The 22917-nt window shown below is 69.1% G+C and carries 20 protein-coding genes; 8 read left to right on the top strand and 12 right to left on the bottom strand.

Annotated features, from left to right (window positions below):
* Nucleotides 1-46: 46 nt before the first annotated feature.
* The 3 genes from R2707_07860 to R2707_07850 form a co-directional block, all read right to left on the bottom strand.
* A complete protein-coding gene (locus R2707_07860) occupies nucleotides 47-1312 on the bottom strand; it encodes a citrate synthase (GenBank protein MEZ5244995.1) in 1266 nt (421 codons plus the stop codon).
* Between the two features lie 58 nt (nucleotides 1313-1370).
* A complete protein-coding gene (locus tag R2707_07855) occupies nucleotides 1371-2723 on the bottom strand; it encodes a carboxyl transferase domain-containing protein (protein MEZ5244994.1) in 1353 nt (450 codons plus the stop codon).
* Between the two features lie 101 nt (nucleotides 2724-2824).
* Nucleotides 2825-3754 carry a LysR family transcriptional regulator gene (locus R2707_07850; protein ID MEZ5244993.1) on the bottom strand — a complete coding sequence of 310 codons (930 nt, stop codon included), beginning with the start codon at nucleotides 3752-3754 and terminating at the stop codon, nucleotides 2825-2827.
* Nucleotides 3755-4002: 248 nt separating this feature from the next.
* On the opposite strand from R2707_07850, the gene R2707_07845 reads away from it, so the two are divergent.
* Nucleotides 4003-5562: a hypothetical protein gene (locus R2707_07845; GenBank protein MEZ5244992.1), complete on the top strand. Its 1560-nt coding sequence runs from the start codon at nucleotides 4003-4005 to the stop codon at nucleotides 5560-5562.
* 91 nt (nucleotides 5563-5653) lie between these two features.
* On the opposite strand, the gene R2707_07840 is transcribed toward R2707_07845, so the two are convergent.
* Nucleotides 5654-7954 (bottom strand): aconitate hydratase, encoded by a 2301-nt coding sequence (locus R2707_07840; protein ID MEZ5244991.1) that lies wholly within the window; start codon nucleotides 7952-7954, stop codon nucleotides 5654-5656.
* A 58-nt stretch (nucleotides 7955-8012) separates the two neighbouring features.
* Here R2707_07840 and R2707_07835 point away from each other — a divergent pair, with 58 nt between their 5' ends.
* Together R2707_07835 and R2707_07830 are read left to right on the top strand one after the other, a co-directional pair.
* The gene (locus R2707_07835; GenBank protein MEZ5244990.1) at nucleotides 8013-8744 is read left to right on the top strand and encodes a GntR family transcriptional regulator; all 732 of its coding nucleotides are present in this window, start codon (nucleotides 8013-8015) and stop codon (nucleotides 8742-8744) included.
* A 15-nt stretch (nucleotides 8745-8759) separates the two neighbouring features.
* Nucleotides 8760-9266 carry a hypothetical protein gene (locus R2707_07830; GenBank protein ID MEZ5244989.1) on the top strand — a complete coding sequence of 169 codons (507 nt, stop codon included), beginning with the start codon at nucleotides 8760-8762 and terminating at the stop codon, nucleotides 9264-9266.
* Here the strand turns inward: R2707_07830 and R2707_07825 are convergent.
* The 4 genes from R2707_07825 to R2707_07810 are packed head-to-tail and all read right to left on the bottom strand — an operon-like array spanning nucleotide 9263 to nucleotide 15142.
* Entirely contained in the window at nucleotides 9263-10138 is an 876-nt protein-coding gene (locus R2707_07825) for a TIGR03619 family F420-dependent LLM class oxidoreductase (GenBank protein MEZ5244988.1), read from the bottom strand. The two genes, R2707_07830 and R2707_07825, sit on opposite strands and share 4 nt — an antisense overlap.
* Nucleotides 10139-10187: 49 nt before the next feature.
* Complete coding sequence (locus R2707_07820; protein MEZ5244987.1) at nucleotides 10188-11111, bottom strand: lysophospholipid acyltransferase family protein; 924 nt, start codon at nucleotides 11109-11111, stop codon at nucleotides 10188-10190.
* A 10-nt stretch (nucleotides 11112-11121) separates the two neighbouring features.
* On the bottom strand, nucleotides 11122-12735 hold the full coding sequence (locus R2707_07815) for a lactate racemase domain-containing protein (protein ID MEZ5244986.1): 1614 nt from the start codon (nucleotides 12733-12735) through the stop codon (nucleotides 11122-11124).
* Nucleotides 12728-15142 (bottom strand): HAD-IB family hydrolase, encoded by a 2415-nt coding sequence (locus R2707_07810; GenBank protein ID MEZ5244985.1) that lies wholly within the window; start codon nucleotides 15140-15142, stop codon nucleotides 12728-12730. The genes R2707_07815 and R2707_07810 overlap by 8 nt, the downstream gene beginning before the upstream one ends.
* Nucleotides 15143-15200: 58 nt before the next feature.
* On the opposite strand from R2707_07810, the gene R2707_07805 reads away from it, so the two are divergent.
* The 3 genes from R2707_07805 to R2707_07795 are packed head-to-tail and all read left to right on the top strand — an operon-like array spanning nucleotide 15201 to nucleotide 17596.
* Entirely contained in the window at nucleotides 15201-15821 is a 621-nt protein-coding gene (locus R2707_07805; protein MEZ5244984.1) for a TetR/AcrR family transcriptional regulator, read from the top strand.
* 9 nt (nucleotides 15822-15830) lie between these two features.
* On the top strand, nucleotides 15831-16442 hold the full coding sequence (locus R2707_07800) for a DUF1579 family protein (GenBank protein MEZ5244983.1): 612 nt from the start codon (nucleotides 15831-15833) through the stop codon (nucleotides 16440-16442).
* Nucleotides 16439-17596, top strand: coding sequence for a DegT/DnrJ/EryC1/StrS family aminotransferase (locus tag R2707_07795; protein ID MEZ5244982.1), 1158 nt, complete (start codon nucleotides 16439-16441; stop codon nucleotides 17594-17596). The genes R2707_07800 and R2707_07795 overlap by 4 nt, the downstream gene beginning before the upstream one ends.
* A 2-nt stretch (nucleotides 17597-17598) precedes the next feature.
* Here the strand turns inward: R2707_07795 and R2707_07790 are convergent, their stop codons facing one another.
* Nucleotides 17599-18741: a D-alanine--D-alanine ligase family protein gene (locus R2707_07790; protein ID MEZ5244981.1), complete on the bottom strand. Its 1143-nt coding sequence runs from the start codon at nucleotides 18739-18741 to the stop codon at nucleotides 17599-17601.
* 33 nt (nucleotides 18742-18774) lie between these two features.
* On the opposite strand from R2707_07790, the gene murF reads away from it, so the two are divergent.
* Nucleotides 18775-20220 (top strand): UDP-N-acetylmuramoyl-tripeptide--D-alanyl-D-alanine ligase, encoded by a 1446-nt coding sequence (murF, locus tag R2707_07785; protein MEZ5244980.1) that lies wholly within the window; start codon nucleotides 18775-18777, stop codon nucleotides 20218-20220.
* Nucleotides 20221-20226: 6 nt separating this feature from the next.
* Here murF and R2707_07780 read toward each other — a convergent pair whose 3' ends face one another.
* The 3 genes from R2707_07780 to R2707_07770 are packed head-to-tail and all read right to left on the bottom strand — an operon-like array spanning nucleotide 20227 to nucleotide 22482.
* On the bottom strand, nucleotides 20227-21423 hold the full coding sequence (locus R2707_07780) for a DUF222 domain-containing protein (GenBank protein ID MEZ5244979.1): 1197 nt from the start codon (nucleotides 21421-21423) through the stop codon (nucleotides 20227-20229).
* 58 nt (nucleotides 21424-21481) lie between these two features.
* Nucleotides 21482-22156 carry an HAD family hydrolase gene (locus tag R2707_07775; protein ID MEZ5244978.1) on the bottom strand — a complete coding sequence of 225 codons (675 nt, stop codon included), beginning with the start codon at nucleotides 22154-22156 and terminating at the stop codon, nucleotides 21482-21484.
* A gap of 5 nt (nucleotides 22157-22161) precedes the next feature.
* Nucleotides 22162-22482 (bottom strand): hypothetical protein, encoded by a 321-nt coding sequence (locus tag R2707_07770; GenBank protein ID MEZ5244977.1) that lies wholly within the window; start codon nucleotides 22480-22482, stop codon nucleotides 22162-22164.
* A gap of 22 nt (nucleotides 22483-22504) precedes the next feature.
* Between R2707_07770 and R2707_07765 the strand changes: the two genes are divergently transcribed.
* Complete coding sequence (locus tag R2707_07765) at nucleotides 22505-22909, top strand: VOC family protein (protein MEZ5244976.1); 405 nt, start codon at nucleotides 22505-22507, stop codon at nucleotides 22907-22909.
* Nucleotides 22910-22917 lie beyond the last annotated feature (8 nt).

Here is a 22917-nt window from a genome sequence, read left to right as displayed (position 1 = left end):
AGTCGGGTCGGCCGGAGCCGACCGAGGCGAGCCCGCAGCGAGTGGCTCAGCGGTTCGCCAGCGGCACGTAGTCGCGCACGCCGGGGCCGGTGTAGAGCTGGCGGGGCCGTGCGATGCGGGAGTTCTGCTCGAGCATCTCGTTCCAGTGGGCCAGCCAGCCGGGGGTGCGGCCGATGGCGAACAGGACGGTGAACATCTCGGTCGGGAAGCCCATCGATTGGTAGATGAGGCCCGAGTAGAAGTCGACGTTCGGGTAGAGCTTGCGGCTGACGAAGTAGTCGTCGTTGAGCGCCGCCTCTTCGAGCTTCAACGCGATGTCGAGACGCGGGTTCTTGCCGGTCACCTCGAAGACCTCGTAGGCGGCGTTCTTGATGATCGTGGCCCGGGGGTCGTAGTTCTTGTAGACGCGATGGCCGAAGCCCATCAGGCGGCCCTCACCGGCCTTCACGCTCTCGATGAACGCGTCGACGTTGTCGTAGCTGCCGATGTCGTCGAGCATGTTGAGCACGGCCTCGTTGGCGCCACCGTGACGGGGGCCGTAGAGGGCGGCGCAGGCGGCGGCGACCGACGAGTACGGGTCGGCATGGGCCGAGCCGACGACGCGGGCGGCGGTGGTCGAGCAGTTCTGCTCGTGGTCGGCGTGCAGGATCAGGAGGATCTCCATTGCCTTCTGCAGCGCCGGATCGAGCTCGTAGGGGCCGCCGATCTGCCACATCATCCGCAGGAAGTTGGTCGGGTAGTCGGTGTTGTTGTCGGGGAAGACGAAGGGCTGGCCGACCGAGTGGCGGTAGGCGTTGGCGGCGAGCGTCGGCATCTTGGCGATGAGCCGCACGATCTGGGCCCGGCGGACCTCGGGGTCCTCGATCTCCTTGGCCTCGGGGTAGAAGGTCGACAGACCGGCGACCGCAGAGGTGAGCAGACCCATCGGGTGGGCGTCGTAGTGGAACGCCTCGTTGATCCGCTTGCGGAAGTTCTCGTGGATGTAGGTGTGGTGGGTGATCTCCGAGACCCAGGCATCGTGCTCGGCCTCGGTCGGGAGCTCACCGTTGACGAGGAGGTAGGCGACCTCGAGGAAGGTGCTCTTCTCGGCCAACTGCTCGATCGGATAACCGCGATAGCGCAGGATGCCGTTGTCGCCGTCGAGCTCCGTGATGGCGCTCGGCGTGGCGGCGGTCGTGGCCAGACCCGGGTCGGAGAACCAGATGCCGGGGAGCAGCTTGCGCCATTCCGCGGCATCCACACCTCCGTCGACAATCGGGATCTCGATCGATTCGCCAGTGCGGTTGTCGGTGATGGTTACGCTCTCGGACACGGCGTTGAATCTAGACCGCGATCCTCGTCGCTCACACCTCCAACGGCGTCCGGCCCGGTCAGAGGGGTGTGTTGTCGTGGCGGCGGCGGGGAAGCCGTTCCCGCTTCCCGGCGAGCATGTCGAACGCGGCCGCGACCTGACGGCGCGTGTCGGCCGGGTCGATGACGGCGTCGATGGTTCCCCGTTCGGCGGCGATGTAGGGGTTGAGCAGGCGTTCTTCGTAGCCGGCCTCGAGGTCGGCCCGCTCTTCGGGCGTGCTGCGACGGTGCAGGATCTCCACCGCTCCCTTCGCCCCCATCACGGCGATCTCCGCCGAGGGCCACGCCAGGGCCATGTCGTTGCCCATCTTCTTCGAGTCCATGACGATGTAGGCGCCACCGTAGGACTTGCGGGTCGTGACGTTGACCCGGGGCACCGACGCGCGGGCGTAGGCGAAGGCCATCTGGGCCCCGTAGCGGATCATTCCCCGCCATTCGAGGTCCTTTCCCGGGTAGAAGCCCGAGGTGTCGACCAGCGTCAGGATGGGGAGATTGAAGGCGTCGCACATCGCCACGAACCGGGCACCCTTGCGGGATGCGGTGATGTCGAGCGTTCCGGCAATTGTCTGGGGTTGGTTCGCGACGATGCCGATCGAGCGGCCACCGATCGACGCGAAGCACGTCACGAGATTGCCGGCCCAGCCGGCGTGGAGTTCGAGGAGATAGCCGTCGTCGACGATCGACGACAGGATGTCGCGGCAGTCGTAGGAGCCGTTGGTCGATTCGGGGAGGATCTCGTAGGCCTCCGGGGTGGGTCGGTCCACCGGGTCGACGCACAGATGCCGCGGTGCGGCCTCGTCGGTGTGGTCGGGCAGGAACGCGAGGATGTCGCGAGCGAGCGCCTCGGCCTCGTCGACATCGGCTGCGATCATCGTCGCGACCCCCGAGGTGCGACCGTGGATGTTTGCGCCACCGAGTTCGTCGGTGTCGATCGGTACCCCGGTGAACTGCTCGACCATGGTGGGGCCCGAGACGAAGGCGTAGGCGCCCTCGACCATCACCACGACATCGGCGAGACCCAGCATGAGCGCCGGGCCCGACACCGTGGGCCCGGTGACGATGATGATCATGGGCACGATCCCCGAGCAGCGGGTCATCTCGCGTGCCGCACCGCCCCACCCGTCGAGCGCGCCGACGCCCATCTCGAGATTGGCGCCGCTCGACGCCAGCCGGATGATCAGGGGGAGTCGCTGCTCGAGCGCGTAGCGAGCGGCGGCGGCGATGGTGTGGCCGTCGCTCGGCGAGAGGGCGCCTGCGAGTTCTTCGCCCTGGGCGTCGACCACGATGACGCGGCGACCGTGGAAGTCGGACGCGGAGGCTCTGACGAAGCCGGCGGCGCGAGCTCGAATGTCGACCGTCGTGGTGTCCGTCATGTCCTGTCCGTCATGTCCTGTCCGTCATGTCCTGTCCGTCATGTCTCATCCGACCGCGTCCGTGGCCTGATGGTTACCACGGCGAGCGCGGCGGGTGGTGATCAGCCGGGTGTGATCGCGGTGCCGGCCGGCGACACGAGGCCCTGGTCGACTCCATCGGTGCCGACGATGCGGCGGATCAGCTCGCAGAGCGTCCGCATCGGCGCCGACGGGGGAGAGCGGCGTCGGGTGGCCAGGCCGACGATCCGGGGCGACAGGCCGTCGACCGCGACGCGCACCCACTCGCCCTCGAGCCACGCCGGTGCCGCGCTGGCCGGGACCAGGGCGGGGCCGAACCCCTGGAACGCGAGTGAGGTGAGGAGGCGGAGCCCGTCGACCTCGGCCTGGGTCGAGAGGACGACGCCCTGACGGCGGGCGTCGGTGTCGATCTCGTCGCGAAACGAGGTGCCCTGCGGCGGGAGCAGGATCAGGTGCCGGCCGAGTTCGGCGAGATCGATCCGATCGTGGGCGGCCAGTGGGTGACCGGCCGGGGCGATGATGATCCGTTCCTCGGTGAAGAGCACCTCGGAGTCGACCGCGGGATCGTCGACCGGGAGGTTGACGACGGCGAGGTCGATGCGGTCGCCGAGGAGTTGGGGAAGCAGCGAGGTGGTGGTCGCCTCGATGATCTGGAGCTCGATGCGGGGGAACTCTTCGGAGACCGCGGTCAGCAGCGACGGCACCAGCCAGCGGGCCGTGGTGCCGATCACGCCGGTGCGTACCCGGCCCGACACGTCGTCGCGCATCGCGACCAGGTCGTCCTCGATGGCGCGGAGTTCGGCGAGGATGCGCCTCGCCCGGTCGGCGACGATCTCGCCCTCGACGGTCAACTCGCCCTGGGCCCGGTCGATCAGGATCGACCCGACCTCCTGTTCGAGACGGGCGACGTGGGTGGACACATTGCTCTGCACGGTGTGCAGCGCACGGGCGGCGGCGGAGAACGACTGGTGTTCGGCAACGGCCAGAAGGGCGTGGAGTTGGCGCAGGTCCATCGCTGTGAATGATGACACATATCCACGAGAACTGTTGGAAAGATGGGTCCACGTCTGCTTGAATGGCCACATCGACGACGGAAGCGTTACCCCCTAACGCAACGTCAGTCAGCCCGGATCTCGTCCCCCTTGATGATCCGAGGCACCGAGAAGCGGCTGGTTGTCCCCCAAGATCAAACCAGTCGCTTCTCTTCGTTTTCGAGCAAGTACGCTCTCGCCAGTGCCCGTCCGAATCGAGACCGCTCGCCATGGCTGACACCCTCGGCCTCCACGTTTCCCCCGACGGCATCACCGCCGTTCGTGTCGATGCCGTGGCCGGAACCCCGGCGACGGTGATCCAGCTCGGTGCCGACGGGCCGGCCGCGGTCTGTGCCGTCGCCCAGGACGACGGTGGCGCGGTGGTCGTCGGTGCCGCCGCCGCAGCGGCCTCCGGCCCCACCGTGACCGACCCGTTGGAACGGGCGGCCGACGGCCGGGTCGGCGCACTCGCCGCGGTGATCAACCATGTCGTCGGCCGAGCCGCCATGGCGGCCGGCACCGCACCACGGCGGGTCGCCGTCGTCGTGCCCGACGACTGGACCGCCGCCCAACGCGACCGGATCGTGGAGACGGCCGCGGCGGCCGGTATCGCCGATGCCGTCACCGTTCCCCTCACGGTGGCGAGCAGCCAAGCCGACGACCGTGACCCGGTCGTCGCCGTCGCGGCGGGCGCGGCGCGCGTGGCATCACTCGCGGCCGCGCCCCTGGTCACCCGCGAAGACCTCGGCGAGACCGTGACCCCGCGCGGACCCGTCGTCATCGCGCCCACGGACCCACCGACGCGCCCCGTCTCGGTGTTCGACGAGGACCCCGACGAGGACCTCGAAGACTTCTCGGCTCCGGCCCGCTCGGCCGCCGCGCCCGTGTCGTCGGCACCGGTGTCCGGCGCGCCACCCACCCAGGTCGTGCCCGTGGTCCCCGCATCCGAACCGGAGCCGCTGCGCTACGAGCCGCCCCAGCGACGGATCTCGGCCGCGGTCATCGGGATCGCCGTGCTGGTCGGACTGATCGCCGCCGTCGGGATCGCCCTCATGGTGTTCGGCGACGACCCGTCGGCCAGCGACACCGACCAGACGACCACGGTCGGCGTCTCCTCGACCGACGCGCCGTCGACCACCGTCGACCCGACGACGACACTCGACCCCGACGCCTCGACCACCACCGCCGACCCCGACGCGACCACCTCCACCACCTCCACGACATCCACGACCACCACCGAAGCGCCGTCGACCACCACCACGCCGGTGGCGGTCGCGCAGCCCGGCGACATCACCCTGTCCGAGACCGGACTCCGGCTGGCCGGCGGCGATCTCGTGCTCTTCGACCAGAACGAGGAGAGCGTCTTCGCCGCGCTCACTGCCGTGCTCGGCGACCCCGACAACGACACCGGGCTCGAGGAATCGGCATTCTGTTTCGGCGCCCGCAGTCGGTTCGTGACCTGGGGCGACCTCGAAGTGGTGTTCACCGAAGAAGACCTCGGCACCGGCGAGGCCCGCTTCACGCAGTGGTACGCGACGGGCTACGAGGACCCCGCCGGACTCGTGACACTGAGCGGCGTCGGCGTCACCGCGACCGTCGCCTACCTCGAGGCCACCCTCGGAGGATCGCTGCAACTCGTCGCCGCGATCCCCGATGACCCCGCCGGCCTGTTCGCCGCGACCAATCCGGGATCGGGCGGCATCCTCAACGGCACCACCACAACGCGCGAGCCCGAGGGCACCGTCACCAGCCTCTGGGCCGGCGACAGCTGCACCCGCATCTTCACATAGTCATCGCTGCGAGTTCGCCGCACTGCGTGCGGCTCATGCGCAGATCATCGCTGCGAGTTCGCCGCACTGCGTGCGGCTCATGCGCAGATGGTCACGAGGCCGAGCGGGCCTTGATGATGTTGAGGGCGCTGCCGGCCTTGAACCACTCGATCTGATCGTCGGAGAACGTGTGGTTCGTCAGGAACGAGATCGTCTCGCCCGACGGCTTGGTCACCTCGACGGTCACCGGCTTGCCCGGCGCGAGATCGGCGAGACCGCGCACGGCGATGCGGTCGTCCTCACCCACCCGGTCGTAGTCGGCCGGGTCGGCGAAGGTCAGCGGCACCATGCCCTGCTTCTTCAGGTTGGTCTCGTGGATACGGGCGAACGAGCGGGCGATCGCCACGACGCCGTTGCGGAACCGGGGCTCCATGGCCGCGTGCTCGCGGCTCGAACCCTCGCCCATGTTCTCGTCGCCGATGACGACCCACTGGACGCCGGCCTCGTGATAGTCCTTGGCGAGCTCGGGGAACAGCTTGATCGAACCATCGAGCTGGCTCTTGCCGTAGCCGACCTCGTACGCGGACCCGTCGGCCTGGGAGAAGGCGTTGACGGCACCGAGGTAGAGGTTGCCCGAGATGTTCTCGAGGTGGCCGCGGTACTTGAGCCACGGACCGGCCATCGAGATGTGGTCGGTCGTGAACTTCCCCTGCGCCTTGACCAGCACGGGCAGATCCTCGTAGTCCTTGCCGTTCCACGGGGTGAACGCTTCGAGCAGCTGGAGACGATCGCTGGTGGGGGAGACCCGCACCTCGATGCCGGAGCCGTCGGCCGGTGGTGCGACGAACGTGTCCTCACCGGGGTCGAAGCCGGCCGGGGGCAGCTCGATGCCCATCGGGGTCGACAGCGACACCTCTTCGCCGGCGTCGTTGGTGATCGTGTCGTGGATCGGGTCGAAGTCGAGGGTCCCGGCCAGCGCGAGCGCGATCACCGTCTCGGGCGATGTCACGAAGGCGAGCGTCGCGGCATCGCCGTCGTTGCGCTTCGGGAAGTTGCGGTTGTAGGAGGTGACGATCACGTTGGGCTCGCCCCGCTCGTGGTCCGACTCCTCGGAGCGGTCCCACTGGCCGATGCAGGGCCCGCACGCGTTGGCGAGCACGACAGCGCCCAGCGCCTCGAAGTCCTGCAGCAGGCCGTCGCGCTCGATGGTCGCCCGCACCTGCTCGGAGCCGGGAGTGATCAACAGACGGGTCTTCGCCGTCAGGCCCTTGGCCGCCGCCTCGCGGGCGATCGACGCCGCCCGGGTGATGTCCTCGTACGACGAGTTCGTGCACGAGCCGATCAGCGCCGCGCTCACTTCGAGCGGCCAGCCGTTCTCGCGGGCTTCGGCGCCGAGGGCACCGACCTCACGGGAGAGATCGGGAGTGTGGGGGCCGTTGATGTGCGGCGTGAGGGTGTCGAGATCGATCTCGATGACCTGGTCGTAGAAGTCGGCCGGGTTGGCCAGAACCTCGTCGTCGGCCCGCAGGTGGTGGGCGACGGCGTCGGCCGCGTCGGCGACTTCCTCGCGGCCGGTGCTCTTCAGGTAGCGGGCGATCGCGTCGTCGTACGCGAACACCGAGGTGGTCGCGCCGATCTCGGCGCCCATGTTGCAGATCGTGGCCTTGCCGGTGCAGCTGAGGCTGTTGGCGCCCTCGCCGAAGTATTCGACGATCGCACCGGTGCCGCCCTTGACCGTCAGGATCTCGGCGACCTTCAGGATGATGTCCTTCGGGGCCGTCCAGCCGTTGAGCGAGCCGGTCAGCTTGACGCCGATGAGCTTGGGCCACTTCACGTTCCACGGGAAGCCGGTCATCACGTCGACCGCGTCGGCCCCGCCGACACCCACGGCGATCATGCCGATGCCGCCGCCGTTGGGCGTGTGGGAGTCGGTGCCGATGATCATGCCGCCGGGGAAGGCGTATTGCTCGAGCACCACCTGATGGATGATGCCGGATCCGGGCTTCCAGAAACCGCCGCCGTAGCGGGCCGAAACGGACTCGAGGAAGTCGTAGACCTCCTCGTTGTTGTCGACGGCTGCCATGAGGTCCAACTTGCCGTCGACCCGGGCCTGGATCAGGTGGTCGCAGTGGGTCGTCGTGGGCACCTGGACCTCGTCGAGGCCGGCGGTCATGAACTGGAGCCACGCCATCTGGGCGGTGGCGTCCTGCATGGCGACCCGGTCAGGGCGCAGGTCGACGTAGGACTCGCCACGCTCGAGCTCTTGATCCGGACGGTCGAGATGATTGATCAGGATCTTCTCGGCGAGGGTGAGGGGACGACCGAAACGCTCACGGGCGGCGCTGATGCGCTCGTCGAGCGTGGCGTAGACGCCGTTGATGAGTTCGATGGGTGTGCTTGCTGCGACTGCCATACCGGGTACTCTAGCGCAAAAGACAAGACAAGTAACAGACAAGTAGTCAACCCTCTTCATGCGAACCCCCCGCTACCAGGCCATCGCCGACGATCTCCGAGAACGCATCCGCACCGGTGGGTTCACCGCGGGCCGGCTGCTGCCGTCTGAAGCGAATCTGTCGGAGGAGTTCTCCGTGTCACGGGTGACGGTGCGTCGTGCCCTCGAACAGCTGCGCGAGAGCGGGCTGATCGATTCGCAACAGGGACTCGGATGGTTCGTGGCCGGCGACCCGGTGCGCCAACCGCTCGGCGAACTCGACACGCTGGAGCAACAACTGGCCGCCTCGGGGGCCGTCTCCACCCGCCGGGTGCTCGACTTCGCGTTCATCGATGCACCCGCCCGGGTCGAGGCGGTACTGCACGAACGTCGCGTCCTCGAGGTGCGGCGGCTCAACCTCGCCGACGGCGAGCCGTTCGCCCGTGTGACCGTGTGGTGCCCCGAGGGGCTCGCCTCCCGGTTCTCCCGCCACGACGTCGAAGCCCGACCGTTCTACGAACTGCTCGACGTGCGGGTCATGGGCGCCGAGCAGACCATCGGTGCGTCGGCCGCGTCGGCGATCGACGCCGCGCTGCTCAACGTGCCGGCCGGCTCACCCGTGCTCGTCTGCGAGCGGATCACCCGTTCCGAGGACGGCTCGGCGGTACTGATGAGCGAACACGTCTACCCCGGGCACCTCACCGTGTTCAGCGCCGAACTTCCGGCGGTGGGGGCAGGAGATGGCCCGACAGGCTTGAGATTGGTCGAGTGAGGCCGACGGCTCATCATGAGCCCTCGCGCCGCCCTGTTCGGCCTGTCTCTCGCCATGGTCGCCGTGGGCACGTCGTGCGCGCGTTCGGTCACGCTGGGCTCCGAAGAGGCGGTCGAGGTGCTGGTGCTCGACGGCGTCGATCGCACCCGCGCCTCCTGCATCGTGTCGGCCCTCGACGGTGAACTCGATCTCACCAAGGTCACCGGGCTGGACGTGAACCTCGACGACGACGAGCTCGCGCTCCTTGCCCGGATCTCGTCGCAGTGCGCCCCCGCGCTGGCCGCCACTGCAGGGGTCGTCGGCGGGTCGCCGCTCACCGAAGCGGATCTCGAGTCGGAACTGCAGACGCCGACCATCGATGTCGAGGCCGAGCTGTATCGCATGGTCGAGGAGGGACTCGACCCGACGATCGTCGGCTGTCTCCTCGTGCGGTTGCGCGACCACCCCGAACCGGCGGTGCTCTTCGCCGACGATGTCCGCTTCAGCGAGATCGTCGTCGACTGCCGGGACCAGCTCCGCTAACGGAACTTCGCGATGACCTCGTCGGCGTACCACTGCATGGCGGTGAGCTTCTCGTCGAGGGTCTGCGGGTCCGGTCCGGGCTGGTAGGCGTCGCGGAAACCGACGATGCAATCGGTGACGCCGGCTGCCTCGAGCCGTTCGACACCCTCGGGTGAATAGGCGTCGATGCTGATGGCGTGGACCTCGAAGGGTTCGTCGGCGCGGCCGGCCCCGGCCCGGACCTCGTCGACGGTGGCCATCATGCGAGCGAGTTCGTCGGCGTCGCCGCCCGCGTGCATCCAGCCGTCGCCGAGCCGCCCGGCTCGATCGAGCGCCATCTTGGAATGGCCGCCGACGAGGATCGGCACCTTCTGCTCGGGCACCGGGCAGAGCTGGCACGGCGGGAAGTCGTAGAACTCGCCGGAATAGCCGAACTGCTCGCCGGTCTGGAGGCCGTTGATGATCTCGATGCACTCGTCCATCCGGGCGCCCCGCTTCTCCCACGGGATCTCGGTGATCGCGTAGTCCTCCCGCCACGGGCTCGTGCCGACCCCGAACCCGAAGCGGCCGCCGGTGATCACGCCGACCGACGTGACCTGCTTCGCGGTGATCACCGGGTGACGGATCGGCAGCTTGACCACGAACGTGGTGAAGCGGATCGTCTTCGTCACCGCGGCCAGGGCGGGGATCAGGGAGAACGGCTCGATGAACGGCTTGCCCTCGAGGAACTCGCGGGTTCCGTCGGCGTTGTACGGGTACTTGCTGTCGCCGTCCTCGGGATAACAGATCGAGTCGGGCACGACGAAGGAGTCGTAGCCGGCCTCCTCGGCCGCCTGCACGAGCGGGGCGTACATGGTCGGTTCGATCATCGATTCGGCGAGAGAGAAGCGCATGGCGCGAGACCCTATCGGTGTCGGTGCGGACCGGCGAGAAGCGGCCGGATCAGATCTCGGGCCAGCGCCGTGTCCGCCGCTGTGCGCCACGGGAACGGTCGCCGAGCGCCCAGGCCCGACGCCACTGCCCCGAGGTCGGGCCGGTGAGATCGGGGCTGTCGCCGGCGTGGGCCCGAAGGCGGGCCCGGTACCAGTCCGACGACGCTTCGTCGGCCAGGGCCGCGATCTCCGCTTCGAGCCGCGCCGCGAATCTGGTGGCGTTCTCGTCGTCGCGGGGGTGCAGCGGGCGGCCGAACGTGACCGACGTCGTCGACGGGCGGGGGAGCGACCGCCCCTTGCGCAGGATGCGGCCGGTGCCCTCGAGATGGATCGGCACGACCGGTCGTCCCGTCTTCTGGGCGAGATACGCGGCGCCGCCGCGGAAGGGCTGGCCCCAGCCGTCGGGAGAACGCCCGCCCTCCGGGAACAGCAGGAGACTCCACCCCTCGTCGACGAGCCGGGCAGCCTGGTCGGCGGATCGGCGGCTGACCTTGCTGCGTTCGATGGGCACGGCCCCGATGACCAGCGACGACAGGGCCGAGGTCGTCCGTGTGGTGAAGAAATAGTCGGCCGCGGCGCCGACGATCAGCTTGTGGCGCCAGGGCTCGGGGATCGACGTGAGCATGAGCGGCGTGTCGAGGTGACTGTGGTGGTTGGCCGCGAAGATCGCGGGTCCTTCGAGCGCGTCGAGCCGGTCCTGGCCCCGTCGGTCGGGGGCGGCGAGCCCGGAGACCAGCAGGCGCATCGGTCCGTCGACGATCGCGGCACGGGCCATGCGCGCCGGCAGCCGGCGGGCCCAGGCGGTGTCGTAGTGGGCGCCGGTGGTCTTCTCGGTCGGTGCCGGCTCGACGCCGCGCGGCGTCGAGGGCGCGCGGTAGGGGAAACCGAGCGCCCGGTAGCGCCGCACCGGCGACAGTGCCGACGGCAACTTCACTGCCGGCTGCTCACGTGACGTCCGCCATCAGGATCGGCGGGTTGTGCAGATGGGTGATGGTCGGCGCGGGGCCGACCACGTCGCTCGCCATCTCGAGGGCGTCCTGCATGGTCGACGCGGGGGTGAACCCGAGGCGACGGACCGAGCGGGGATCGCCGCCGACGATGATCACGCGGCCGAGGTACTGCAGGGCGTGGGCGCCCCAGTACCACATGTAGAACGGGTGCACGCCGTGGTAGGCGTAGCTGTTGCGGTACAGGTGGATGTACCACTCGTCCTCGGCCCACTGCTTTTCGTACTTCTTCTCGATCTCGATCGGATCGGTCGTGTCCGACAGCACCTGCTCGAAGAAGTCGATGTAGCTCGGGTGGTGGACCGGGTGGAACTCCCACGGCGTCGGGTGGCTCATGATGAGCACGCCGCCCTCGCGAACGAGCGGCTTGCCCCGGTACATGTTGAAGAAGTAGCCGAGCCCGAGACACATCACGAGGATCGGGTTCATCACCGAGTTGACGTTGTAGGGGCAGATGTAGGGCAGGCCGAACGTGAGCACGTCGGTCTGGCCCTCGACCGGCACGAGGTGCTGGGCGAAGCAGTGCTCGAGGGTCTTCTCGTGGACCTTCTCGACGTCGCCGGCCTGCACCGAGGTGAGCTCGTAGGGCGCCTTCCACCCCTGGAAGATCTTGCGCCGGGCCGCAGCGGGCATCGCGTCGAGGCCCTTCTGCATGCCGATGAAGGTCGCGCGATCCCGCGCCGTCCACTCCCACTCGCGCTTTTGGAGCACGTGGAGCGGGCCGTCGTAGCCGAACGTGTTGTTGTTGATCGTGGTCTCGATCTGGAAGATGCGGGGGCCGTGGGCCTTGATGACCTCGCCCTGGCGCCAGTTCGAGTGGTGCAGCTCGGACTTGTGGCGATCCATGAAGCTCTTCGACTCGCGCATCGTCTTCACGTTGTGGTGATGACGGATGCCGGAGTAGCCCGACAGGCCGGTGGCGGTCGACTTCCAGCCGCCGTCCATCGAGACGATGTTGAGGTTGACGTAGATCAACAGGTCGGACTCGGCCGCCCGCTTGTTCATCGTCACCTGCTCGTCGTGGCGGGTCAGGCCGAGCTCGACCATGCCGTCGGGGTCTTCGGCATCGTGGTTGTAGAGGGCGTCGTGGGGCGCGAAGGCGTCGTAGATCCGATCGCCGAGGGCGTGCCGGAGCTCGGCCTCGGTCATGCGGCGGTGCAGGGCCAGTGCGGCGATGAGGTGGACGTCGTCGACGCCGGCCGCCGCGGCCATGTCGAGCACCTGCTCGATGATGCGCTGGCGGATGTCGGGCTTGCGCATCGACGGCAGCGGCAACGAGATGTCGTCGAATGCGATCGTCAGCTTCATCCCCGGGGTGAGCAGGGTGGGCAGTGGGTCGTCGTCGATCGGGTTGAGCAGGGCGTGGCGGATCGACTCGTCGGGATCGGGGAGCCCGGGCAACGGCTCGGCCGGATAGATCACTCGGCTGCGATCGGCGGGCAGCTTCTCGAGGCGGAACTGTTCGCCGTGGTGGAACAGGATCGGCGGCGTCGACTTGTCGACATCGAGCACGAAGCCCGGACGTGGCGCCTGGTTGCGTGGATCACGCACGAGAACCCCTTCGGTTGCGAATCGGCCCGCGATGGGTACGGGGACCGATGGGGACGACCCGGTTGGGGGCGCCCGCGGACTTGGACCAGTGCTCGATCAGCCAGCCGCGTTTGCGGGCGATCGAGGCGAGCTTGGTCTCGGCGTTGACGGCGACAGGGAAGCCGACGGCTTCGAGCATGGGCAGGTCGGACGACGAATCGGCGTAGGCGACGGCCTCACGCAGATCGATGTCGTGCTCGGCGGCATAGTCGACCATCACCTGGTAGCGGGCCTCGCCGGTGGGCGGCACCCCGCGGAGCCGGCCTGTGTAGATGCCGTCGACCGAGGTCATCTCGGCGGCCACGATGTCGTCGAACAGCGGGCGCAGAGGCTCGACCACCAGTTCCAGGGCACCCGTGATCAGCAGTGTCCGGTGGCCGAGGCGGCGGTGCTCGCGCACGCGCCGGATGCCGTCGGGGAACGACTTGGTCACCAGGAGATCGCTCATCATCTCCATGGCGTCGTGGTCGAGACGGTCGACCGACGCGTTGTCGAAGCGCCTGTAGAAGTAGCGCAGGAAATCGGAACGGTCGGCCCGGTCGAGGCTGAGCAGCGTCGGCGCTTCGCGGATCGTCTGGGCCGCGAAACGAATGCGGTCGGGGGTGTCGAGCCGACGGGTGGCGAGCCACGCATAGCTGGCGACGACATTGCTGGCGATGAGCGTGTTCTCCAGGTCGAACACGGCCAGCTGGCGGTCGGGGGAGAGCACGTTCTTGCGGATGCGATCGGCGCGGTCGACGCTGACCTTGCGGCCCGGCGCCATCTTCAGGCGGGCCTGTTTGACCGTCGACGGGAGCTGGATCTCGTTGATGTAGGTCGGCCAGTCGACGGCGACCGGGTCCATCACGAAGTCGCGCTGGTCGTCGGCGTCGAGCGAACCCCAGAGTCGATACATCCGGTCGAGCTGATAGATCGCTTCGCACTCGGCGTAGGCGCCGTAGAGCTCCACATAGCCGGCGGCCCGCTCGAGCTGTTCCCTGCGTTCCTCGAGGCCGGCACCGATCTCGGCCTGCTTGCCCCGCAACGGCAAGACGTCGAGTACGCGTTCGCCGGCGTCGAGGGCGCGGCGGGCTCGCTTCAGTTGGCGCTGCACACGGCCCCGGCCCGGGAACGCCCAGTCGGGCACCGAGATCGGCTGGTTGTACTCGTCGTAGACGGGGCGTTCGGTGAACCAGGCCTGCACGAGATCGACCAGCTGGCCGTACTTCAGCGGGTTGGCGCCACCCGAGGCGATCTGCACGACGTCGGGTCGGTGGTTCCCGTTGTCGTCGAACTGTGGGCCGCGGGCGGCGACGGCGAGGATCGTCGCGACGACGAGGTCGACGGGGATGACGTCGACGGTGCCCTCCGGTACGCCGGGGAACTCCACGAGCAAACCGCGGGCGTAGGCGGCGATGACCGGCTCGGCCATGCGGAAGCCGCGGATCCACCCCGGCACCGGTTCGGCCAGGGCCGACTCGATGATGGAGGGGCGGACGATGCTGACCGGCACGTCGCCACGGGTCTCGCCCAACGCCCGCTCGCCGAGCGCCTTCGTGAAGGCGTAGGCGTCGGGGAAGCCGAGGCTGGCGGCGCGTGCCCGCCCGGCGTCGGTCATCTGCTGTCCGACCCAGCGTTGGCGGAGTTGCTCGACCTTGTCGGCGAGGGCCGGGGTGCCGGCGGCGCCGAGCTGACGGCGGGCCTCCTTGCCGAGCTCGGCGAGTCGGGTCGGAGTGCGGCTCGCCTGCTCGTTGTCGATGCGGGCGCGGCGGGCGTTGTCGACCTCGGCCTTCCAGTCGACGTCGACGAAGAACGGCGATTCGTCGACCAGTTCCTCGGGGGCACGCCCCCGTCGGCTGCCGGCGACGTAGCAGGTCGACACGGCGACGAGGTGACCGGGCTCGCCGGGCGGTCGGCCGGTGCGGGTCGGTTCGGTGCGGATCTCGGCGGCCGCCCGGAGGGCCTGAGCCACACGGGTCGGGCCGAGGAGGTTGACCTCGACGGCGTCGTCGAGGGCCGAGTCGAAGCTGACGGTGGCGGCCGAGTGGATCGCCAGGTCGCATGTCGCGAGCAGGGCGAGACCCTCGTCGTCGAGGCCGAGTCCGTCGGTGCCGACGTCGCCGGCGACCGCGAAGACCCGGCGGGCACACATGTCGTCGAACGTCTCGCCCCCGGCTTCCTCGAGTTGGGCCCGCAACCGGTCGAACGCGTCGTTGCGGAGGATGTCGCGGTCGACGCGGTGCTGGGCCCCGCGTCGGCCGGGCCGGACGATGAGGACGAGCTCGCAGCCGGGAACGGCGCGCAGGAGCCGCTCGACCAGTGCCGTGCCGAGAAAGCCGGTCGACCCGGTCACGGCGATGCGCGTCTGGTTGAGCTCCTCCCTGATCACCGCATTGTTCTAGCAAACGGTTCTACCAAATGGTAGAGAGCCGGTGTAGAAAGGATCGATGACCGAGCGCACCACCCGAGCGCGCATACTCGACGTGGCGCTCGCGGCATATGGCACGCAGGGCTACGCCGCCACGTCGCTCGATGCACTCGCCGACCAGCTGGGTGTGCGTAAGCAGACGATCCTCTACTACTTCCCGTCGAAACAGGCCCTGTTCGACGCCGTTGTCGACGAAGCGGCCGCCGACCTGCTCGCCGTGTTCGACGAGGAGGCCTCGCGCGGGTTGACCGGCATCCAACAGGTCGAGGCGATCGTCCGCCACGTGTTCCGCCTGGCCGTGCGCCGCCCCGAACTGCTCGGCCTGGTCCGCGAGGTCACCCGCCCGGGATCGGTCACGGCCGAGCGCCTCGCCGCCCACGTCGCCCCGACCTTCGACCGGGCCCGTGGCTTCCTCCGCCGCGAGATGGATGCCGGGGGCCTCCGTCGATCCGACCCCGCCATGTTGCTCCTGTCGTTGTACTCGACGGTCGTCGGAGTCGCGACCGAGCTCGAGGTCCAACGAGCACTCGGTCTGCCGCCCTCCCTTCGGGCCACCGTCGCCCGCCGGCAGGAGCTGATCAGGTTTCTACGGGCCGCCCTCCTGCCGGAGCCCTCGGAGCTCGACCGACCGCTCGGCTAGTGTTAGCCGATGGGAAGGGCCGAGGACGACGATGACGAACGCGGTGGTTCCGACCGGCTGATGGCGGAGTTGACGGGCACCGACGGTGAGGGCTGGGGCACCGACCTCACCACCGTCCTCGAGGCGATGGACGCGGCGACGGCCCGCCCCGAGACCGATGTACTGCTCGAGCGTCTGATCGGAACGTGGGACGTCGAGGGTTCGTGGGTCATCCGGGTCGACCGGCCGCCGGTGAAGGTCGGAGGTCGGACGGAGAACCGTTGGATCCTGTTCGGGCGGTTCGTCCAATCCGACACGTTCCCTACCGCGGACGCGACCGAACCGTCCAGCACGGTGATCTTCGGCTACGACCCGCGTGCCGAGGACTACTTCGCGTTCGCCGTCAATGCCCTCAACCGCCACTACGACATCGAACACGGGGCCCACGACGTCGAGGCCGATGCCCTTCTCCTGCGGGGTGACGAGGTCGTGCTTCCGGGGCGTCGGGTTCTCCGATTCGTCCGGACCGTCGCTTTCGTCGACCCTGACCGGATCGACGTGTCGATCTCCTTCCCGGACGAACCGGACCAGGAGAAGCTGGGTGGGATCGAGATCACGTGGCGTCGGCGGACCAGCCCGTGAGCGACGGCCATCCTCCCATTCCGCTCGCACGGGTGGTGATCTCCGAAGACGCCATCGCGGCCGCGATGGCCACGCTCCGGTCCGGATGGCCCGGCCCCGGCCGGGAGGTGCTCGACTTCGAGGACGAGTTCGCGGCCGCGACCGGCGCGGCCGAGGTGATCGCCACCAGCTCCGGAACCGCAGCGTTGGAGCTGGCCCTGGCCTTGCTGGCGTTGCCCGCCGGCGCCGAAGTGGTCACGACACCGATCACCTTCGTCGCCACCAACCATGCAGTGGTTCGTGCCGGGTTGGTGCCGGTGTTCGCCGACATCGATCGGAGGACCGGCAACGTCGATGCCGGGTCGGTTGCGTCGCGGATCGGCCATCGCACCGCAGCGATCGTGGTCGTCCACTACGCCGGTCGTCCCTGCGATCTCGACGAGATCCACGACCTCGCCTCCCGACACGGTGTGCCCGTCATCGAGGATTGCGCCCACGCTGCCGGTGCGACCTACCGGGGAGCGCCGATCGGGTCGACCCACAACGGGCTGTGTGCCTTTTCGTTCCAGGCGACCAAGAACATGACGGCGGTCGACGGTGGGGCACTGTGCCTGCCCGACGGCGGCGTGCCTGGCCTCGACACGCCGGTCCCCGATGCGGCGGACCGGGCGCGGCGCCTTCGATGGATGGGGATCGATCGCAGCACCTACGAACGCCACACCGATGACGGTTACCAGTGGGACTACGACGTGACCGAGATCGGGTTCCGGGCGACGATGAGCGACCTCAATGCGGCCATGGCACGGGTGGGGCTGAAGGAACTTCCCGCGGTCAACGCCCGGCGATCCGAGATCGCCGCTCGCTACCGAGACGGGCTCGAGGGCATCGATGGAGTCGAGGCGTTGGCCTCGCCCGACGACCGGACGTCGTCACATCACTTGTTCCCCGTGTTGACCGACGAACGTGATCGGTGCCTCGACCATCTCCGACGGCACGGGATCGGCGGCGGTGTCCACTACCGGTCCAATGACCGGTTCTCGGTCTACGACCTGGCGCCGGTGCCCGAAGCGCACTGGTTCGCCGATCACGTCCTGTCGCTGCCGATGTACCCCGGACTCAGCGATGACGACGTCGACCGGGTACTCGACGTGCTCCGCACCTACCCGGCGGGCTGAGCTCAGTGGTCGGTCCGGGTGTGTGACTGCTGGCGACGGTGGCGGGCGATGGCGAGATCGACGAGGCGATTGATGAGGGTGGGGTAGTCGACGCCGACGGCGGCCCACATCTCGGGATACATCGAGATGGGGGTGAAGCCCGGCATGGTGTTGAGCTCGTTGACGAGCCAGCCGCGCCCGGGGTGCTCGTAGAAGAAGTCGACCCGGCCGAGGCCCTCCACGCCGAGGGCGCGATAGGTGGCAATCGCCAGCCGTTGCATCTCGGCGAGCTCGTCGGGCTCGAGCGGGGCGGGGATCAGGCGGCTGGCACCGTCTTCGTACTTGTCGGCGTAGTCGTAGAAGGCGGCGCCGGGGATGATCTCGCCCGCGGTGCTCGCCTCGGGTGACTCGTTGCCGAGGACCGAGATCTCGAGCTCGCGGCCCACGATCTCCTCCTCGATGAGGACGCTGCGGTCGTAGCTGGCGGCCAGCTCGATCGCAGCGACCGCGTCCTCGGCGGTGGTCGCTCGAGAGACCCCGACGCTGGAGCCCATGTTGGCCGGCTTCACGAAGACGGGAAGGCCGAGTTCGGCGATGGCGGCATCGACCTCGTCCTCCAGGGTCGACGGGCTGCCGTCGGGTCGGCGGACACCGCCGAAGTCGTCGGTGCCGACGGTGAGCCACCGGAACCGACCCTGCGGGATGCCGTGGGCCGACAGGTGGATCTTCGCCTTGACCTTGTCCATGCACAGGGCCGACGCGAGGACGCCGGCACCGACATAGGGCACGCCGGCGAGTTCGAGGAGGCCCTGTACGGTGCCGTCTTCGCCCATGGGGCCGTGGAGCACCGGGAGGACCACGGTGGTCTGGCCCGGGGTCGTCGCGGACGGTTGGGCGAGCAGGGGGAGCGCGTCGACGGCGGGGCCGTCGGCGGTGAGGCTCGCCGGCAGCCGCTCGGCTCCCTCGGCGAGGGCCTTCATCGCCGCCTCGGCGAGGACCCAGTCGCCGTCGCGGGTGATGCCGATCGGCTCGACGTCGTAGCGGGTCGGGTCGGCCGCGGCGAGGACGTGGCGGGCCGACACGCACGAGACGTCGTGTTCGGCGGAGCGGCCGCCGAACAGCACGACGAGGCGGATCTTCGATTGTGGGTGGTCGTCGAGAGGCACTGGCTCCGACGGTAGTCGTGTCACACTGCCCACATGCGTTGGACTGCCGCAGAGATCGCCGACATCGTGGGCGGGGTCATCACCCAGGGCGATCCGGCGACCGTCGTCGAGATGGTCACCCAGGACAGCCGCGAGATCGATTCCTCGGGTGACACGTCGGCGATCCCGGCGCTGTTCGTGCCGCTCGTTGCCGAACGAGACGGACACGATTTCGTTGCGTCGTCGGGCGCAGCGGCGACGCTGTCGTCGCGGCCGGTCTCGGATCTGCCCGGTCTTGCCGGGCTGTCCGATCGGATGGTCGTGATCGAGGTCGACGACACTGCACGGGCGCTGTCCGAGCTCGGCTCGGCGGGCCGGGCCCGGCTCGGAGGTCATCCGGTGATCGGGATCACGGGCTCGGTCGGGAAGACCACGACGAAGGACTTTCTCGCGGCGATCCTCGGCGCGGATCGCCCCACCCACGCCAGCCATCGGTCGTTCAACAACGAACTCGGTGTGCCGCTCACCATCCTCAATGCCCCCGACGACACCGAGGCGCTCGTGCTCGAGATGGGGGCCCGTGGGATCGGCCACATCGCCGGACTGTGCGCGGTCGGCCGTCCGACGGTCGGGATCGTGACGGTCGTCGGCGCTGCGCACACCAGCGAGTTCGGGTCGGTCGAGGCCATCGCCGTGGGCAAGGGTGAGCTCGTCGAGGCGCTGCCCTCGGCCGCCGACGGGGGAGTGGCGGTGCTGAACGCCGCGAACCCCTTGGTGATGGGGATGGCCGCGCGTACCTCGGCGAGGATCGTCACCTTCGGGCCCGGCGGCGATGTGCGGGCCGAGTCGGTCGTGCTCGACGACGAGCTGGTGCCGACCTTCACGCTGGTGGCGTCGGGGCCGATCGAGCCGGCAGTTCGGACCGAGGTGACGCTGGGGGCCCGGGGCGTGCACCTCGTCGACAACGCCCTGGCCGCGGCGGCGGCAGCTCTGGCGATCGGCGTGCCGGCCGCGGCCGTGGTCGCAGGCCTCGCACAGCCGGTGCTCTCACCCATGCGCATGGCGCTGGTGCGGACCGAGCGCGGCACCCGCGTGCTCGACGATTCCTACAACGCCAACCCGATGTCGACCGAGGCGGCCCTGCGGTCGTTGGCATCGCTCGCGCTCGCCCCCGGCGGCCGTCGCTTCGCCGTGCTCGGTGAGATGGCCGAGCTCGGCGACATCGCAGCCGGCGAACACGCCCGAATGGGCCGCATTGCCGCTGACCTGGGCATTCATGTCGTCGCCGTCAACGCCCCCGACTATCTCGCCGGTCTCGCCGGTGCCGCTGCCGGTGTTGATGGTGCAGCCGCCGCCGATCTGGTCGCCGGGATCCCGGAGGCGCTGCGGCTCCTCACCGACCCGCCCATGGGCGCGCCGATCGGGCCGGACGATGCGGTCCTGGTGAAGGGTTCCCGCGTCGCCGGCCTCGAACGGCTGGTTGCTCTGCTCACCGCCTGATCCACCTCAGGCGATGAGCCAGAGGTCGTCGCCCCGATCGGGGACCGGAGCCGGGCCGTCTCTGTTGACGATGTGCCAGCGGCCCCCGGATCTTCGCAGGACCATGCCTCGGTCGTGTAGGTCGTGGTGGCATCGGCTGCACACGAGGACCAGATTGTCGATGTCGGTGTCGCCCCGCTCCCACCAGGGGAGGATGTGGTGCGCCTCGCACCGGGACGCATCGGCCCCGCAGCCCACGCAACCCCGGTCTCGTGCGATCAGTGCCCGCCACTGGGCGACGGTGGCCGAGCGATGGTCTCGTCCTACCCAGATCGGCCGGCCGGGACCGTTGAAGACCATCGGTGTGATGCCGGCCGTGCAGCCGATGCGCTCGAGCACCGCAGCGGGCAGCGGTCGGCCGTCGACCACGAGCGACGCGAGCGGCCGACCGTCGTCGTCGGTCATGCCGTTGAGATCGAAGACCGCGTTGACCTGATGCTTCGGGTGCGGCGGCGCGCTCGAGCCGCTCGCCCGGGGCCCCGTGAGCAGCTCGACGAAGGCATCGGCCATGCGCTGTTCGGCGGTGCGCATGTCGGCCGGGTGGCCCTCGCGGCCGCCGTCGTCTCGCCACAGCTGCTGCTCGCGCTCGTTGAGTGCCTTCGTCGCCGCATCGCCTGCTTCGCGATCGAGGCCGAACAGGAACATGACCATCCCGTTGTTCTCGTCGATCCAGCGCCGACCCGCGCGGTCGCGGCGCTGCCGCTCGTGGGTGGCGGTCCCGTCGTCGTTCGTCTTCTTGGAGGACCATTCCCGACTCCGCTTCGCGAAGACGTCGGCCGGCGCGACCTCGCCATCGTCGAGCAGTTCGTCTTCGGCTTCCTCCGGCGACACCTTCTCGGCCGCATCGGCCATCGCATCGGCGTGCTCGGCGGTGATGCGCCCTTCCTCGAGCGCAGCCTCGACCTTCGGCAGCTCGGGCAGCCGCTTCGCGGTTGCCGCAGTTCGGGCCGCGGCCCTGTCGGAGACCTTGCCCTGGGCCCGAAGCGTGCCCTGGCCATCGAGACCCCGGTCGTCCAGCCCGTCGATCGCCCGCACCAGCCGGGCCTCGTAGACGGCAACGGCGCCCTTCAGCCGCCGGACTTCGGCGAATCGATCGTTGAGCTGACCACGCGTGAGGGAATCGACCGGATCCTCCCTCAGTTGCTGCTTCAGCTCGTCGAACATGCCACCACGATAGCGAACATGTGTTCGCCCCACAACCCCTGTGAGCAGGGATTTGTCCTCAGCCGACGAGCCGCACCACGCCGTTGAGACGGGGATCGACGACCTCGGGATCCCTTGCCCGTCGCGGCGGCAGGATCAGCGAATCGATGCCCAGGAGAGAGGCTGCGCCGTCGGCCGTGTGGCGATCGCCGACCATGAGGGCATCGGTCGGCGCCACCCCGGCTGCGGCGAGGGCCAGCTCGTAGATGCGAGGGTCGGGTTTCTGGACGCCGTGCTCGAACGACAGCACCCATCCGTCGATCAGTGCGTCGATTCCCGCCCGGCGCGCGTGTTCGCGGAGGTCGACGTGGATGTCGCTGATGACGACCACGTGCACCCGACGCGCCGCCAGCGCGGACAACACGGACGGGACCTCGGCGTAGAGGCGGTGAACGTCGGGATCGCCGAGCAGGGAGTACCAGGCGGCGGCCAGCTCCTCGTCGAGGCCGGCCCGGCGCAGGAGCATCATCTCCGCGTGTTCGTGTTCGGCGACCGAGCAGTCACACCGGGTCATCGCCTCGACCACGTCGGGATCACGGTGGGTACGGGTCAGCGCGTCGACCACCGAGGTCACCTCGCCGTCGGTCAGCGACCGGCCGACCAGACGAGCGGCCCGTCGTGCCATGGCCGCCGGCGGCGGATAGTCGGCCAGCGTCAGCATCCAGTCGAAGAGCACTGCGCGGTAGGCCGTCACGATCGCTACCTCGGATCGACGGGCATCTGGTCGGGCGGGAGGGGCGTGTTGGAGTCGAGGTAGCGACGCAGCGTGTCGGCGTCGCACTCGGGGCACAGCCACACCACCTTCATCGACTGGATCGACAGCTGCGTGCCCCGGGACTTGTCGAGGATCGCCTGGAGCGCCTGACGGACGTCTGTCCGCCCGCACGTGGCGCACTTCGGGGTCATGTCGCGATCCCAGACGGCCCCGCACTCTCCGCAGGTGATGGTGATCGTGCCGTCGACCTTGGCGCCCTCGAGGTTCTCGTCCTCGTCGCAATGGGGGCAGCTGACGAGGGGCATGGCGCGAGAGTACCGTCGACCCATGAGCTCGTCCGTCCGCATCCTCGGCCATGACCATGTCGTCCTCAACGTCGCCGATCCGGAGCGGTCGCTCGCCTGGTATCGCGACAAGCTCGGTCTCGCCCCCGAGCGCGAGGCCGAGTGGCGGGCGGGCGAGGTGCTGTTCTTGTCGCTGCGGTTGAACGAGACGACCGTCATCGACCTGTTCACCGCCGAGCGGACCGGCACCAACGTCGACCACTTCTCGATGCGGGTCGCCGACGACGTCGACCTGGTCGCGGTCGCCGAATCGGGGGAGTTCGAGGTGACCGCCGGGCCGATGCGGATCTGGGGAGCGCAGGGTCACGGCATCGGCCTCTATGTGAAGGACCCGGACGGCAACACCGTCGAGCTCAAGCACTACGGACCCGACCGTGACGACGGCTGAGCCGGCGC

It is taken from the genome of Acidimicrobiales bacterium (assembly GCA_041394245.1).
Classification (GTDB): domain Bacteria; phylum Actinomycetota; class Acidimicrobiia; order Acidimicrobiales; family Aldehydirespiratoraceae; genus JAJRXC01.
This window is presented reverse-complemented; position numbering and strand designations above follow the sequence as displayed.